General features: G+C 50.7%; 13 protein-coding genes. 2 read left to right on the top strand and 11 right to left on the bottom strand.

Features of this window, described 5'->3' with window-relative positions:
• Nucleotides 1–258 precede the first annotated feature (258 nt).
• Entirely contained in the window at nt 259–768 is a 510-nt protein-coding gene (locus LKE13_RS10190; RefSeq protein WP_227950918.1) for a MarR family winged helix-turn-helix transcriptional regulator, read from the top strand.
• 29 nt (nt 769–797) lie between these two features.
• Here the strand turns inward: LKE13_RS10190 and LKE13_RS10185 are convergent, their stop codons facing one another.
• The 3 genes from LKE13_RS10185 to LKE13_RS10175 all read right to left on the bottom strand — a co-directional run bounded on the left by LKE13_RS10185 (nt 798) and on the right by LKE13_RS10175 (nt 4,599).
• Nucleotides 798–1,622: an SDR family NAD(P)-dependent oxidoreductase gene (locus LKE13_RS10185; RefSeq protein ID WP_227950916.1), complete on the bottom strand. Its 825-nt coding sequence runs from the start codon at nt 1,620–1,622 to the stop codon at nt 798–800.
• Between the two features lie 207 nt (nt 1,623–1,829).
• The gene (locus tag LKE13_RS10180) at nt 1,830–3,011 is read right to left on the bottom strand and encodes a lipid-transfer protein (protein ID WP_227950915.1); all 1,182 of its coding nucleotides are present in this window, start codon (nt 3,009–3,011) and stop codon (nt 1,830–1,832) included.
• A gap of 28 nt (nt 3,012–3,039) precedes the next feature.
• The gene (locus LKE13_RS10175) at nt 3,040–4,599 is read right to left on the bottom strand and encodes an acyl-CoA synthetase (protein WP_227950914.1); all 1,560 of its coding nucleotides are present in this window, start codon (nt 4,597–4,599) and stop codon (nt 3,040–3,042) included.
• 196 nt (nt 4,600–4,795) lie between these two features.
• Here LKE13_RS10175 and LKE13_RS10170 point away from each other — a divergent pair, with 196 nt between their 5' ends.
• Nucleotides 4,796–5,413 (top strand): TetR/AcrR family transcriptional regulator, encoded by a 618-nt coding sequence (locus LKE13_RS10170; RefSeq protein ID WP_227950913.1) that lies wholly within the window; start codon nt 4,796–4,798, stop codon nt 5,411–5,413.
• Between the two features lie 149 nt (nt 5,414–5,562).
• Here the strand turns inward: LKE13_RS10170 and LKE13_RS10165 are convergent, their stop codons facing one another.
• The 8 genes from LKE13_RS10165 to LKE13_RS10130 form a co-directional block, all read right to left on the bottom strand.
• Nucleotides 5,563–7,332, bottom strand: a complete 1,770-nt coding sequence (locus tag LKE13_RS10165) for an AMP-binding protein (RefSeq protein WP_227950912.1) — start codon at nt 7,330–7,332, stop codon at nt 5,563–5,565.
• A 15-nt stretch (nt 7,333–7,347) separates the two neighbouring features.
• Nucleotides 7,348–9,741, bottom strand: coding sequence for an amidase (locus tag LKE13_RS10160; protein WP_227950911.1), 2,394 nt, complete (start codon nt 9,739–9,741; stop codon nt 7,348–7,350).
• A 3-nt stretch (nt 9,742–9,744) separates the two neighbouring features.
• The gene (locus LKE13_RS10155) at nt 9,745–10,461 is read right to left on the bottom strand and encodes an ABC transporter ATP-binding protein (RefSeq protein WP_227950910.1); all 717 of its coding nucleotides are present in this window, start codon (nt 10,459–10,461) and stop codon (nt 9,745–9,747) included.
• Nucleotides 10,454–11,485, bottom strand: coding sequence for a branched-chain amino acid ABC transporter permease (locus LKE13_RS10150; protein ID WP_227950908.1), 1,032 nt, complete (start codon nt 11,483–11,485; stop codon nt 10,454–10,456). Before LKE13_RS10150 ends, LKE13_RS10155 begins: the two co-directional genes overlap by 8 nt.
• Nucleotides 11,485–12,351 (bottom strand): branched-chain amino acid ABC transporter permease, encoded by an 867-nt coding sequence (locus LKE13_RS10145; protein ID WP_227950906.1) that lies wholly within the window; start codon nt 12,349–12,351, stop codon nt 11,485–11,487. The genes LKE13_RS10150 and LKE13_RS10145 overlap by 1 nt, the downstream gene beginning before the upstream one ends.
• A gap of 111 nt (nt 12,352–12,462) precedes the next feature.
• A complete protein-coding gene (locus LKE13_RS10140; RefSeq protein WP_227950903.1) occupies nt 12,463–13,683 on the bottom strand; it encodes an ABC transporter substrate-binding protein in 1,221 nt (406 codons plus the stop codon).
• 15 nt (nt 13,684–13,698) lie between these two features.
• Nucleotides 13,699–15,309 (bottom strand): flotillin family protein, encoded by a 1,611-nt coding sequence (locus tag LKE13_RS10135; RefSeq protein WP_227950901.1) that lies wholly within the window; start codon nt 15,307–15,309, stop codon nt 13,699–13,701.
• Nucleotides 15,310–15,527: 218 nt separating this feature from the next.
• Nucleotides 15,528–16,670 (bottom strand): substrate-binding domain-containing protein, encoded by a 1,143-nt coding sequence (locus tag LKE13_RS10130; protein ID WP_227950899.1) that lies wholly within the window; start codon nt 16,668–16,670, stop codon nt 15,528–15,530.
• Between the last annotated feature and the right edge of the window lie 56 nt (nt 16,671–16,726).

The raw sequence follows: 16,726 nt of genomic DNA, 5'->3' as shown, positions 1-16,726 counted from the left end.
ATCTAATAAGCTATACTGTTATAAATACATCTTTAGGATGACTTATCCGTTGTCCGTATATCTGATTTTGAAGGACCAACTATTCGCAAGCCAAGACATAACGTTTTGTTCAAGCCTTTCGAAGTAGCTCGACCATCTTTCGTAGAATTGGTTTCATGCTACAACAACGGCGGCTACCTTCGAATTTAGATCATGCAGTTGAATTATGGGAAAAGGTCAATTATAGATGCCTCACCCAAACAAGGAGTAAGCGTCGGAATGGCATTTGACGAGGAGGACCTCTGCCCTGAGGATCATGCGCATTGGCTGTTTTCGGTCATGTATTTGGGTTACAATAGCATGCTCGAAGTGGGCGACGTCTACCTTCAATCAGTCGGCCTCCGTCGTCCTCATTTCCGAGTACTATACGTAATCCAACGGAAACCTGGGGCAACCGTCAAAGAGATACTCGCTTTTCTGGACATCACCCAACAATCAATCAGTCCGATTATCAAAACACTGATCGGTGGCGGCTTCATTGCCCAGAAGGAAGATCTTAAGGATCGCCGAAGCCGCCATCTCTATTTAACCAAAAAGGGGCGAACCGCTTGGCGCGGTGTAATTGATGAACAAACTGCGTATCTAGAACAGGCCTATAAAAAGGTCGGGTTCGAAAATGCAAAGGGGTATGCTCATACCGCCTATGCGATGATGAACGAGAAAAATCAGCGTCAGCTCGAAGTTGTCTGGAAAGATAAAACTTTTTTCCTGGACGACAACAAACCCTGAGTTGCGGCCCTACTCCGTCAACGTGAAAGCTAAATGGTCAATCCGCCGCCAACGATCAATGTCTGGCCGCTGATATAATTGGATTCCGGGATACAGAAAAGATAGACACCGTCCGCGGCCTCTTCCGGTGTGCCGGCGCGACCGAGCGGGATCATCATCTCCATCCCGCTGACCAGTTTTTCCGGGATACCAATGCCGACTTCGTTTCCTTCAACGACAATTGTCTTTTTCTCATTAGTCGCCTCGGTCAGTCGGGTCTGGATCATACCGAATGCGACGCAATTCACGTTCACTTTCAGCCGTCCCCATTCCTTTGCCATTGTCTTGGTCATGCCGAGGACGCCGGACTTTGCCGAAGAATAGTTGATCTGTCCCGCATTGCCGCCCGTGCCCGCAACTGAAGAGATATTGACAATCTTGCGGAAAACCTCCCGCCCCTCTGCCGCTTCTTTATCGGCCTCTGCCCGTATAAACCCGGAGGCCGCACGGATAATCCGAAACGGCGCCTTCAAGTGAACATCGATCATGGCGTCGAACTGATCATCACTCATTTTATGGACAAGCGCATCCCAAGTGTAACCCGCATTATTAACAATAATATCAACACCGCCAAAGGCATCAATTCCCGTATTGATGAATTTATCCGCAAAACCTGCTTCGGTCACACTCCCCGGAACAGCAATGGCTTCACCGCCGTTGGCTTTGATGACGCGGACAACTTCCTCGGCTGGCTCGACATCAAGATCGTTTACCACCACTTTTGCGCCCTCACTGGCGAGTTTAAGGGCGACGGCTCGGCCGATACCGCGTCCCGACCCCGTGATATAGGCGACCTTTCCATAAAGTTTGCTCATTTTTTCATACTTTTCTCTTAATGTTTGGGAAGGACGATGAAGGCATCAACAGCAAGTTTTATATCGCCGTCCTGATTGGCTGCCTAGAGAGTTACGAATGCGTGCCGGACTCGCGCCCTATATGGCTGAAATCAATCATGGTTATGATTCCGTTGCCGAAGGGAAAGGCGTGCCTTGCCGAAGCAAGACACGCAGAGGGAGAAGCGGTTAGGCCGCCTGATACATGGTAATGACGCAGGCTCCACCGAGTCCGAGATTGTGCTGAAGCGCGGTCTTCGCCTCTTCTACCTGTCTCTTCCCGGAGTTGCCGCGAAGCTGGTTGACAAGTTCATAGCACTGGGCAAGCCCTGTCGCACCGAGAGGATGCCCCTTCGACAGCAACCCGCCAGACGGATTGGTCACTACCTTCCCGCCATAGGTATTCTCTGCATCCCAGATAAATTTCTCCGCGCCGCCTTCTGAAGCGAAACCAAGACCTTCGTAAGTGATCAATTCATTTACGGTAAAGCAGTCATGAAGCTCTGCCACATCGACATCTTCCGGTCCGATGCCCGTCTGCTCATAGACCTGCTGGGCTGCGGCGGCGGTCATGTCATAACCAACAACGCGCATCATATCATTCATATCAAAGGTGGAGCCGAAATCTGTTGTCATGGCCTGACCGACGATCACAACACTGGCGTCAATGCCGTGCTTTTTAGCAAACTCTTCCGTACAAACGATTGCAGCCCCCGCACCGCATGTTGGCGGGCAGCATTGCAGGCGCGTCAAAAGACTTGTCATTTTTGGGGATTCCATGACGTCCTCAACGGAAATTTCTTTGCGGAAGATGGCCTTATCATTGTGGACAGCATGGCTGCTTGCCTTCGCCCGGATCTTTGCGAAAGTCTCATCCTTAGTTCCGTGTTTCCTCTGATGTTCTAGCCCGGCACCACCAAACATCTTAATGGCCATGGGGGAGGTAAAGTCCTGAGTTAGTTCATCCGTCAGATTATTGAACTTACCAAGCGGGCTTGGACGATCCGTCCAAACGTCAGCCAGAGCACCCGGTGTCATCTGTTCAAAACCGACTGCCAGTGCACAGTCGACCACACCGGATTCGACTGCCTGACGCGCGAGAAAAAGAGCGGAGGAACCGGTTGAGCAATTGTTATTTACATTTACGATGGGAATACCCGTCATCCCCACTTCATAAAGAACTCGCTGACCGCAAGTGCTATCACCATAGACATATCCGGCATAAGCCTGCTGAATTTTGTCATAGTCCAAACCAGCATCTTCCAGCGCCATGTTGATTGCTTTCACGCCCATAACCGGATAGGCCTCATTCTGACCCGGCTTTACGAAAGATGTCATTCCAACACCTGCAACAACGATTTTCTTACCCATGATTTCTCTCTTTCTTTTTTGATAAAACCTAGTTGACGTTCCGTTCCTTGCCTACCCAATAGGGCGCCCGCAAATCTTTCTTCAGGACTTTCCCCGCCGCAGAAAGAGGCATCGGTTCGGTTCGAAATTCGATGCTGCGCGGGCATTTGTAACCCGCGATCAGATCATGACAATGCTTGATAATTCCTTCTTCCGTTGCGGTCTCTCCCGGCTTCAGGATGACGATGGAATGCACACTCTCCCCCCATTTTTCATGAGGAATGCCAATGGTCGCGCATTCAGCTACAGCAGGATGTTTTGTTACGGCCTGCTCCACTTCGGCGGAGTATACATTCTCCCCGCCGGACACAATCATGTCCTTCATACGGTCCGCGATGAACAAAAAACCATCTTCGTCCAAATAGCCGCCGTCACCGGTATAAACCCAGCCATCTTGCAGCGCCTCCGCTGTTTGCTCCGGCTTATTCCAATAGCCAAGCATGGTGATCGGCCCTTTCACGGTAACATGGCCCACAGTGCCTGTCGGAACATCATTCCCGTCTTCATCAACGATTTTTAACTCGCATGTTCCGACTGCCTTGCCCGCAGAGCGTAACTTACCGGCGTTTGGCCCTTCGGTTACGTGGTATTCTGGCGGCAAGATTGTCGCAACAGGGCTTAGTTCGGTTTGTCCATACGCCTGAACGAATTTCGTATGCGGCAACTTGGTCATTGCCTCGACTAGCATGGCCTCACTAATGGCAGACGCGCCATACATTATCGTCGTTAATGAAGAGGTATCATATTTTTCAAAATCAGGATGTTGTATCAGCATCTGAATCATGGTTGGCACCAAAAGCACATTTGTCGGTTTATGCTCCTGAATTGCCTCCAACGCGCCTTCGGGCGTGAAGCTTGGGATCATGATATGTGTTCCGCCCGCAAAAGTCACGGCAAGCGATGCCGCCCCATCGGCCAGATGAAACATGGGTGCGGCATGAAGGTACCGTGCGCCATCTGGCATACAAAATTCGCGGCAAGAGGACAGATTACTAACGTAGAGGCTCCGATGAGACAGCATCACCCCTTTAGGAAATCCCGTTGTCCCGCCGGTGTAATAAATACCGGCGAGTTCTTCTCCTGAACGGTTTGCATCCCCAATAGGCTTTGATGCACCCAAAATTTTCTCGTAGTCTTCCATGCCGGGCGGGATTTCACCCTCCCCTGCGAAGACCAACGTTTTAAGGCACTCCGAATTTTCCTGTATGGCCGGCACCATAGCTGCAAAATTTTCATCGACGAGCATGATCTCAATGCCGGAATCATTGATGGAGTAGGCGTTTTCCGCCGCCGACCACCTCAAGTTCATCGGCACGATGACACCACCACCCCATAATACGCCGAAAAAATATTCCAAATAACGATCTGAGTTCAACGCAAGCATGGCGACCCTATCGCCATTTTTCATTCCCAACTTTTGCAGCGCGCCGCCCAGCTTAGCAACCCGCTCAACAAATTCATGCCAAGTCTGTTGCCTACCCTTGTAAACGGTCGCCATTCCCTTGGGATTTACCTGAGCGGCCCTTCTGATAACAGACGTTAGCTGCATAAAACTGCCTCCCCAAATCGCCCTGAAGCCTACCTGCTAAACTCGCATCTTCAAGCATAATTCTTATTTTTCAAAAATGTATCCCACCAGTGGGTTACATGTCAACAAATATGGTATATACTCACGGTTTCTAGCAACTTGCATAAGTAATCGAGGTTGTTTAGACGAGACCTGAGTCAGGGAAAAGGCGGGAAAAATGATATCAAACACATGGCGCGAGGTAACGCTTGATCAGGATGACCCCCGTGAGCAAAAGCGCATGGCGGTATTGCGCACCGGTGCCCGGCTTTTTAACGAGCACGGATTTGACCGAACGTCACTTGACGATATTGCCTCGGAATTGAATGTCTCCAAGCGAACACTGTACTATTATGTAAAAAACAAGGACGATATTCTTTTTGAATGCAGCCGCCTCGCGCTTGAATTTATGCATCACACTATGGCGGATAGCCATAATAACAACCTCCCCCCTCTTGAACGCATCGAACTGATCATGCGGAGCTATATGGACTTACTATCCAATGAATTTGGTGCCTGCCTTGTACTATCTACGGACCGGGTTTTATCGGAAGAATGCCGGAAAATTTTAAGGGACGGAAGAAGAAGTCTCGACCATACGATAAGGGACCTTTTGCAGAAGGGAATTGAAGATGGCTCGATTGCGCCCTGCGAGCCCAAATTAGCAGCCGCAGCCCTTTTTGGCGCCTTCAATTGGGTACCGCATTGGCGACCGGACAGAAACGGTGAAACCTACACAAAAATCGCTGATGATTTTCTCAAAATCTTTCTAAATGGCCTACGCAATGATAAGTAGCCTCTGAGTTCCTATATTCCGACGATGGATATATTATCTGCAGAGAGAAATATATCAGGATTAGCTAGAATGGAGCGACAAGGCAGAGAGTAGCAGGAATAAGATGTACCCTATAGTCTACAGCCGCTTTGCGTCTATTCGGTTCCCTTTTACAAACGTCCGGCCAGGGTTTTCATCATTTCATCACGCATGACAAATTTCTGGGGCTTGCCCGTTACAGTCATCGGAAGCTCAGGAACCATCTGCACGTATTTCGGAATCTTGTAGTGGGCGATCTGGTTCTGACAATAGGATTTAACATCTTCTTCCGTCAGAGTTGCCCCCTCTCGCGGAACGATCCAAGCGCAGACTTCTTCACCGAGTTTTTCATGCGGCACGCCAAAAACCTGAACCTCTTGTATGTCGTTGTGCGTAAATAGGAATTCCTCGATTTCTCGCGGATAGATATTTTCCCCGCCCCGGATAATCATATCCTTTAATCGACCAACAATTTGGCAATATCCCTCCGCATCCAGAATGGCGAGATCCCCGGTTCTCATCCATCCATTATTTACGATGGCTTCGCGCGTCTTTTCCTCATCTTCCCAATAGCCGCGCATGACAGAATAGCCGCGCGTCCAAAGTTCTCCTTGTTCTCCAACAGGCACATCGGCCCCTGTCTCGTCAACAATTCTGACTTCGACATGCGGCTGAACTCGGCCAACCGTAGAAACGCGCTTCTCAAGCGGATCATCGATATCACTTTGAAAGGACACAGGTGAGGTCTCAGTCATCCCATAACAGATTGTCACTTCCTTCATGTGCATTTGCTGCACCACCCGCTTCATAACTTCTATAGGACAAAGCGCTCCCGCCATGACACCCGTGCGCAAAGTGGAAAGATCAAATTCCTCCAGTCTGGGATGATCCAGCATCGCGACAAACATTGTCGGAACACCGTAAAGAGCAGTGCATCTTGATTTGGCGACAGCGGCAAGCGTTTCTTCAGGGTCAAACGCCTCTCCCGGAAAGACCATGCAGGCACCACGGCTGACACAGCCAAGTGATCCCATGACCATGCCAAAACAATGATAAAGCGGCACCGGAATACAGAGCCGTTCCGTATCCGAAAAATTCATCCGGTCGACGACATGCGACGCATTGTTGACGATGTTAAAATGCGAAAGCGTGGCTCCCTTCGGCGCCCCAGTTGTTCCAGAAGTGAACTGAATATTGATCGAATCATCCGGAGACAAGGACCGGGTAATATCATCGAGCCGCAGTTGCTGTGCGGGTCCGCCCAAGGTGCGAATCTGATCAAACGAGAAGATACCCTGCCCCGGATCTTCTTTGATCCCGATAACTATTTTCAGTGTTGGTAGCTTCGACGAGATCAGACGGCCCGGCTCACATTTTTCCAGCTCAGGTGCGAGCCTTCTGATCATTTTCAGATAATCAGAGGATTTGAACTTTTCCGCCGTGATCAAGGCTTTGCAACCTGATTTATTCAGCGCGTATTCCAATTCCGACAATCGATATGCCGGATTGATATTGACCAGAATAAGCCCTATACGCGCCGTTGCATATTGCGTCAGTATCCATTCAAGCTTGTTGGGAGACCAGATACCGATACGATCCCCTTTTTCAAGACCAAGCGCCAGAAAACCGGAGGCCAAACTATCAACTTCCCGATCCAGATCATAATAGGTCAGAGTCTGATTATCCGCCGGAAAAGCCAGAGCGTCCCTCGGTCCGAACTTAGCAACTGTTTCCCGGAACATTTCCGGAATTGTTACATACTTTAACGGGTTCGATTTATCTCCAGCGACGTAGGATCGATTGTTTACCGGTGCAATAATGGCAGAGTGAGTTTTTTCCCGTCCTTCCTCAAACATCGATTTTCCGATCTGATCTGCAAGGCTCTCATTCAGAATGGACATTTTATTTACTCCCGCTCAAAAGGTCCGCCAGTCACCGCTCTGTTCGAATGCATGGGCCGCCTGATAGATCGTCATCTCGCAAAAGTCATCGGCGACGAGCATCATTCCAATCGGCAAGCCCTCACTCAACCCGCAGGGAATGGACATGGCCGGAAAATGTCCTGCATTGAAAGCCGCGGTGTTCCCAACCATCTCGAAAGCGCGCGCTACATATTCGTTTATACTGACATCATATCCGGGAATTTTCTGGGCTTTCATCGGCACCGTCGGCATTAGCAGCGCGTCATATTGCCGGAACGCCTCTTTGTATTTTAGCCGAACGAGCCGCATCAAATTCTGCGCCTTGCCATAGAACCGGCCCCTATATTGCGTCTGAAAATGCTCACCGATGAACATGCATGTCTTAAGCGAATGAGATAACTCATCCGCCCGGCTGCGCCAGTTGGCAAAGTGATCGATCATCGATGGAAGGTAAAGTCCGGCGTAGTTTGTACCTGCACTATTGCCATGCATCATATGATCCTGAAGCCCTTCAACAGTGATCGCAACCCAAGCATCGCCGGCCAGTTCATGTTCAGGTATGGAAACTTCACTAACAATCGCGCCAAGGCTGGTGAATTTGTCAGCCGCCGCACGCACTTTTGCATCAACATCGGTCTCGCTTTCCGGACGGCCGAAGCCTTCTTTCAGGATGCCAATGCGTAGTCCACGGCAGCCTTTTCCAATAGCTTCCGTGTAGCGATAGGTTTTCGGAGCCCTCTGACGAGGGTCGAGCCCATCCTCCCCTGCGAGTACCTCCAGAAACAAGGCGTTGTCCGCGACATTGCTGGTGATCGGTCCGACATGATCGATGGTTTGTTCAACCGGCATAATCCCGGAATATGGAACCAGGCCATGCGTTGCCTTCATCCCATATACGCCGCAGTTCGACGACGGAATTCTTATCGATCCTCCCTGATCTCCGGCAATGGCCATATCTACTTCACCCGCGGCGACCAGCGCCGCGGAACCACTTGACGAGCCGCCTGCCATATATCCATGTTTCCACGGATTATGGACGGGACCAGTCGAGTTGGTATGGCTGCCCCCTGAAAGGCATAGATTCTCGCAATGAGATTTGCCGACAATTATTGCCCCTGCATCGAGAATGCGCGTGACGATTGTCGCATCAATTTCAGGGGTATAGCCTTCCATAATCGACGATCCGTTCATCATCGGCACACCGGCCAAACAGACCGTATCCTTGAGAACTATCTTCTTATCCCTCAGCGGACCATCCATAGCGCCTTTGATGTTCGTCTTATAATACCAGGCGTTCATCGGATTTTCTGCCGGGGATGGGCGATGTCCCGGCGATCGTGGATAGCGTACTTCTGGCAAATAGTCCGGCAACGCATCCAGCCTGTCATAAGACTGGATATAGGGTTCCATGATTTCGGAGAACTGCCTCAATTCGTCATCGCTCAGGGACATGCCGAAGCGGTCGGCCATGCTGCGCATTTGGGAGAGGCTGGGTCGTTTCACTGTCATGTTCGTCACCGGAAAATTATATTGGTTATTGGCCGTGGCTGTGGGTGCGTGTAAGGGAGCGGAAGCGGCCAGCGCACTTTGGCCGGTTAAAGGGGCGGATACGGCTGGCGCGGCGGTATTCTGGCGGACAGGTGCGCTATTACGGGTTGTCCGGGCTGTACCGAAGCCCAGAAAGCTATCCACTTTCGCCTTATCCAGAAGATCGCTGCGCGACAGTTCGCCAGTAATTCGACCTCTTTCAAGAACCAATACCCGGTCCGACAGATCGGATATAAAGTCAAAATTCTGCTCGACAAGCAAGATGGAAAGCCCTCGACTTTTGCGCTGTTGCAAAAGAGTTTCGGCTATTTCCTCGATTATCGACGGCTGAATACCTTCTGTTGGCTCATCCAGTAACAGAAATTCTGGATCGGACATCAGACACCGAGCCAGCGCCAGAAGCTGCTGCTCACCGCCTGACAGAGCACCGCCTTCCCGATCCAAAAGCCGTTCTAACCGCGGAAAATCACCAATAATTGTGTCAATGGAGTCCGCCTCACTCCCCTGCCCGTTATCAATATAGGCAAAACGCAGATTTTCGCGAACTGACAGCTGCGGGAAAATTCCGCGTCCTTGCGGGACATAGGCAATACCTAGTTGTGCCCGATCGTGGGGCGAATATCCCGTAATTTCTACGCCACGGTAACGCGCGTTTCCGGCAGTGGCTGGCAAGAACCCCATAGCCGTTTTAAGCAGGGTGGATTTCCCCATGCCGTTATGGCCCAGAATCCCGACAATCTCATTCTCCTGCACGTCAAGGTCAATGCCGTGCAGCACCGGCACCTTTCCGTATCCGCTCGCGAGGTTCCTTAGTTGAAATAGCAGGTCATTTTCTGACATGAATTATGCCTTTTTTCCGAGGTAGACATTACGGACTGTTTCATCCGACATGACCTGCTCGACATTCCCCTCCAACAGAATGCCGCCCTGATGAAATACGGTCACGTCCGTCGCGATGGAGCGAATAAACTGCATGTCATGCTCAACGATAATGACCGCCGCCGTCGTTGTCATTTCACGGATAATTTCCGTCATACGGTCAACATCTTCAGATGTCATGCCTGCTGCCGGTTCATCCAATAGAACCAGCCAAGGGTCACCAGCCGCGACGATCCCAAGTTCAACGCGCTGTCGTTCTCCATGCGCAAGTTGGCCAACATTGCTTTTCGCAATATCGCCGAGGTACAGCCTTTCGATCGTTTCTTTCGCCTTCGTTTCTGCAATGGAAGAGGAGAAAAACCGCCGCGCCGCCAGCCAGATATTTTCATGAACAGTTACCCCGTCCAATACACTTGCGACTTGGGTTTTAATTCCAACACCCAGTGATGAAATTTCATGAGTATGCCAGTTCGTCGTCTCTTCCCCCTGCATAAACACCGCTCCAGATGTTGGTTTAAGTAAACCCGTCAAGCATTTGAAAAAAGTACTTTTACCCGCACCATTTGGACCAATCAAGCAACGCAGTTCGCGCGCTTTGAGCTTGAAATCAACCGCGTCGCAGGCCGTCACCCCTCCGAACGTCATTGTCAGTCCAGATGTCTCTAAAACCGTTTCAGCCATTGGTAATGGCCCTCCCTTTCCGTCGGCGAGACGGATGGCAACGACGACGCTTGCCAACGCTGAGCTTCCAGACGCTTTCAATCGCCGGGATCAACCCCTTGGGCAGGAACAAGACGAACAGGACCAGAATGAGGCCCATGATAATGGTGTTATCGATAAAGGCTTGCTGACCCAATAGAAACTTGAGATAAGCGAGACCCGCCGCCCCGAGGATCGGCCCAAGCCGGGTACCAAGACCACCGACGATGCACCAGATTATAATTTCCGCAGTCTGGCTGAGGCTAAACAGGCCCGGGGTTACAATTTCCGCCCAATTGGCGAAAAGGGCACCGGCAAGTCCGGCAATGGCCCCGCCGATGGCAAACAGGATCGTTTTGCGCGCGCGAATGTCATAGCCCATAAGAGAAACGCGCTGCTCGTTCTCCCGGATCGCGACGGCAACCCGGCCAAACGGGCTTTGCAGCAACCAATTAACAAGCCAGTAGGCAACAACCAACAGCACGAAGGTGACGTAGTAGAGGCTATCGCCGTAAATATAGTCATCCGGAAGCCCAGGAATATTGAGCGTCTGAAATCCGGGAATACCATTAAATCCGCCCAGCCGTGCGGTTCCGATTACGTAGTCTGGTCCAGCAGTTGAATTCATGAACTTGAAGAAGATGAGAGTCACTACAAGTGTGATAACGCCGAGATATACATCGCCGAGGCGACCATAAAACATCATCGCGCCGAGAACTGCGGCAAAGATAGCCGGAACCATAACGGCAATAAGCATTGGAATGGTACTCTCGCCGATATTAATTGCCGAAATCGCATATGCATAAGCGCCGAGCCCAAAAAAAGCCGCCTGTCCGAAGCATAGAATGCCACCAAACCCCCAGATCAAGCCAAGACTCATCCCCAGCATTCCGTATATCAACAGTGGGGTCAGCACGAAGGTGTTCATGATGACGGGAAGGAAAAGCATCAGCGCCGCAGCGATAATAATCGACAGGGTGAAACGCTGAAGGGTGATTTCCCGCATTACATTTTCCCCTTGAAAAATCTTGCTGTGATACCCTGTGGCAGCAGCCTGAGAAGGATGACCGCGCAAACAAGCAGGGCAACCTCTCCGATCACCGGGGACATGGCGAAGGTAAAGAACTGATTGACGATACCAAAGACAGTGCCGCTGCTGATCAGTCCGGCGATGACGGATGGACCGCCAGCGATGACGGTAATGAAGGCTTTCGCGATATAGGCACCGCCTGACGACGGACCGAGCCCAACCAACGGAGCCAGCACTGCACCTGCAAGTCCTGAAACCGCAGAGCCAACAAAGAAAGTCGCCATATAAATCCTGTCAGGACTATAACCCAGCGCGGAGGCCATATCCGAGCGCTGCATCGTCCCGCGTGCGATCAGGCCGAGCCGTGTGCTTTTAAGGACCAGATATATCGCGAGCACAAGAAGGATCGTGACCACGATGATAAAGAAGTTGTATCCATTGATCTGGTAATTACCGACAGTAATTCCGGCGATCGGTGTTGATATCCCCGTTGTAGTATTGCCGAAAATCATCGTGACGATGCCGACGAAAAACAGGCTTAGCCCCCATGTCGCCAGCATAGTATCCACCAGCCGCCCATAGAGATGACGGATCACCAATCGCTCGACGATCAAGCCAATGACACCGACAACCAACGGTGCAATCACTAGTATCGCCACATAGATATTGATGCCGAGATTAACGGCAGTGATGGCCGCATAACCGCCCATCATCATGAATTCACCATGCGCCAGGTTGATAACCTTCATCATGCCGAACACAATCGCCAGCCCGGCACTGATAAGGACTAGACTTGCGATGACATATACCGTCTCTACAACAATGACTGCCGCCAGATCCATAGTCACTCCGAATTTGATCTATTGAGAAATTCCGTCCCTGTTCTGCCGTAAATCAGGGAAAGGCAAAGCCGGGACAGCCAATGGGCTGTCCCGTCGTCGGGTCGTATGCCGCTAAAACTTTATCTCATACTGGGTGTTGTCATCCGGGTTTGCCGCAAGATCGCAAACGGCCTGTGTATCGATCGGCTGACGTTGCGTGAAGGTTTCAATGACCTTCATTTTTTGACCTTCGAACTCCATGATATGAACATCGAGAACAGCATGATGAGTTTTCGGATCGACGGTCACCACGCCCCCAGGCCCGGTAATGGATATCCCCGTTTCCAGCGCCGACAAGACATCGTCTCGATTGGTTGAACCGGCCTGTCTAACCCCCTCGGCCCAAGTCAGAATGCCCTGATAATGCGACACAGCAATTTCGTGAATGGAGTTTGCATCACCATAGGCGTCGGCCCATTTTTTCTTGAAAGCGATGTTCTCTGGCGTTTCCAGTTCCTGCGAATAGTTGTAGGCGACCATGATTCCGTCGCCCTCCTCTGCAGTCAGAACTTTATGCTCGTTCCCGACACCCAGCGTTGTCGATGCCATAGGAATTTTCTTGTTCATGCCCGCAGCAGCCCATTGTCTAAAGAAAGAGAGATGCGCGCCGCCAACCAGAGAGGCGACAATCAGGTCCGGATCGGCAGCCTGAATTTTCGCGATGGTAGAACCGAAATCAGACACATCAAGCGGGAAGAAATCCACGGCAACCGTTTCGCCGCCATTATCCGCAATATATTTCTCGATCCATTTTGCTGTGATCTGCCCATAATTATAGTCAGCAGCCAGCACATAAACCTTTTTGCCCGCCTTTTTCATTGCGTAAGGAATAAGAACCTCTACCTGCTGTGCAGGTGTCACGCCGTTTATGAAAATATTGCGATCACAAACGCCACCTTCATAAAGAACATTATAAAAATAGAGTGTTTTGGATTTTCTCATGATCTGACGAATGGCTTCGCGCGACGCGGAAAGAATCCCACCATGCACCACATCCACTTCGTCCTGACGTGTGAGTTGCTGCGCGTACTGGGTATAAAGCGCCATATCCGACTGAGTATCATAGGCATTAATATCAATCTGAGATCCATTCAGGCCGCCATTAGCATTGATCTCGTCAATTGCCAGGCGCATGGCCATGTCCATCGGCTTGCCATAGGCATCGAAACCGCCCGAAGTATCCATGATGGATCCGAACTTGATATTATCGGCAGCACCGACTGAAAAGGGCAGCATGCTTGCCCCTGCGATAGCTGCGGTTGCGGTTAGAAACTGTCTCCGATCCATAGTCATAATAAAACCTCCAGGTTAATCTTTTTTCGATTTGTCACTTGTCTTAATTCGGTTGGCATAGTCAGCCGTCCGACCGGCTATATTCGGGTCGAAATCAACGCCGATTTCTTCGCCCATCTGCTTCATTGCAGGGAGACGGACTGCCATCCCGAGAATCTGATCCATGGCCGCGCCGAAGGCACCGTCAACGCCACCACCAGCCCCCGCCCCCGCACCTGATGAACCGCCCAAGCCACCAATCTGGTTAATGCGGATACTGTCGATTTTCTCCACCGGCTTCATCATCTGGCCAAGAATTTCCGGCATCCGGTCGAGTTTGCGCTCCTCAAGGCGCATAGAAATAATGCTGTCGCTGATACCATTCTCTGCGGCGATCCGCGCGGCCATGCCTGTCGCTTCAGCCTCCATACGGGTTTTTTCTGCTTTTGCCCGAACTTCGACCGTTCGCGCTTCGGATTGCGCAAGCAAGGTCTCGGTTTCGACTTTGCTTTTTGCGGATTCCTGGGCGACCGAAAGTTCCTTGTTCAACCGCAGCATCGCGATTTTCCGCTCGCGCTCAGCGGCCGCCTGCTCTTTCTCGGTCTGCACAGCTTCAGCCGCCAAAATTACCTGTGCTCGCGAAGCTTCTTCCGCGGCTTTTGCCTTTGCTTCTTCTGCCCGCCGGTTAGATATAAAGATGGAATGATCGATCTTGACGCCTTCTAGTTCGCGGATCGCTTCCATCTCTTTCCGGCGCAGGGCCTCGTCATGATCAATTTTGAAGGCCTTGATATCCCGTTCCTTCGATAACGTCACTTCTTCCGCCATCAAGGAAGACTTGACCCGGGCACGCACTGATTCAGACTCAGTTTCCGCCTCCAAACGTGTTAAATAGGCTTGCTGCGCCATTTCTGCTTCCCGCTCGGCCCGTTCAATATCAAAGCGCCGCTGAGACTGGGCGAGACGGCTTTCGCGCACTGCAATATCAGCTTCAGTCTCAATCTTGATCCGCTCCTTCTTGTTCATAGATACCAACTCGGTCACTTTTCGCATCCCAATCGCATTGAACACGTTATTCTCATCAAGAGAGCCGAAAGCCGCCTGATCAAGATGAAGTAACGAGGAGGATTCCAGGCGAAGCCCGAGGCTCTCAACAAAAGTTGAAACAGAAGCCGCGATCTGATCCGTGAAGGATTTCCGGTCGCTATGGATATCCTCCAGAGTCAAGGAAGCGCAGGCTGCCTGAATGGTATCGATAATCTTACTTCCCAGAACCTCGTGAAGCGCATCCCCGCTTCGGGCAATCCGCGGCCCCAGCGCCTGTGCTGCCGTCGCGACGCCTTGCTCGTCCGGTGTGACCCGGACTTCGAAGTTCATTTCAATATCGACGCGTAAATGATCCTTGCTGATAAAGGACTGCGCGCCCTGCCGGGAAACCTTAAGCGGGATAGCTGACATCATGACTTTTTGCGACTGATGCAGGATGGGAAGTGACAGGCACCCCCCGTCAATCACGACCCTTTGGCCGCCGAACCCTGTACGGACGAGAGACATTTCCCTTGTTGACTTTAGATAGAAGGCGCGGAGGAACAGAATTGCGATGAGCAATACAACAAGAGCGCAAATAACGGCTGCGAACCAAATCATTCAAATCTCCCTTGGCTGAGCAAACTGCTGACATGCCAGATTATGAGGAGACTCCTAGCCTATTTTATTTTCCAATTCAAATAAATTGTTTTCCATTTCAAGTAAAATTTTTGATCTATATACTTTTAGAAGAAGCAAGCTATTGAAATTAAAATATAAATTATGTTAGCGCGAAAATGCTTACCGGGCAGATGAGTGCCTAATATCGACTTTGCGTATCAGAGTTTCTCAACTATCGAGAATTTGTAACCGTCCGCACGGGCGAGATACATCGGCAAGGTCTTACGTTTATTATTGATATAACATGCGTCTCTTGCGGACCGATACTTAATGGGCGAACGTGTATGCACATAGTCTTGACCCGCCGACTGCATTCTCGTCAGTTCAGCGAGAAACTGAACACCTTCATATAAGGATTGCCCGATCGAATTCAGCGCGGGCGCGCGCTCCCCATGAAAGCTGTGATATCTTTCCTTAAAGCTATTATTCGACGGTGTATCTAAGACAGAAAAATAGGATGAGGATGAATAGAGCTTCTTGGAATTTTCATCGCCAATCGCCAGAAGGCAATTCTCCTCGATGGCACAAGACAACCTGACAATCTTCTGATCCAGTCCGAAGGCACCAAAGGCACGGTTGAAGTCAATCGAGTCCTGCCCGACGAAAGATATCAGTACCGCGTCAACGCCTTTCTCTTCAAGCTGATAGAGCAACCTCTCCGTATGATCGACACCGAACGGCACATAGTCTTCAATAGCGACATTGCCTCCCAAGGCGCGAATACTTTGCTTGGCGAGAAAATTTGACGCCCGGGGCCAGACATAGTCACTCCCAATCAGCGCCCAATTCTTGACTTTATGAAGACTGCTGATCGCCTGTATAGCGGGAAGCAGTTGGTCACTTGGCGTTTCCCCGATGGCATAGACCCCAGGGCTATTCTCTCCGCCTTCATAAAGAGGCGTGTAAACATGTGGCACCCTTCCCCGAACAACCTTGGCAAGCTGTTGCCGGACGGCGCTGATTTGCATGCCGACAATCGCGTCAATCTCCTGACGCTCGATCATTTCATGAATGGTGTGGTACAGGATGTCTTCCGATTCAATGGCAGAATCTATCAGGACAAACTCCACCTGCTTACCCATAATGCCATTTGCGGCGTTCAATTCAGAAAGAGCGATCTGCGCACTCGCAATACAGGAAGGGCCCCATAAACCCGCTGCGCCGCACATCGGCACAAGCAGGCCAATGCGAAAACAGTTATTGCAATCCGTCAGGCGAAATCTCTCAAAGGCTGTAATATTCTGATCGAATATTGCTTGCCCCATTACAAATCGACGGCTCAGGTCCATGTCACCATGCATTTCGATCCTGCCCCCACAGAAATACGAAACATCATTGAAGAAAATAATTTTCCATT

Origin of the sequence: Sneathiella sp. HT1-7 (genome assembly GCF_020731145.1) — a bacterium.
Taxonomy (GTDB): Bacteria; Pseudomonadota; Alphaproteobacteria; order Sneathiellales; family Sneathiellaceae; genus Sneathiella.
The sequence above is the reverse complement of the archived record's forward strand: the minus strand, read 5'-3'. Positions and strand labels throughout refer to the sequence as shown.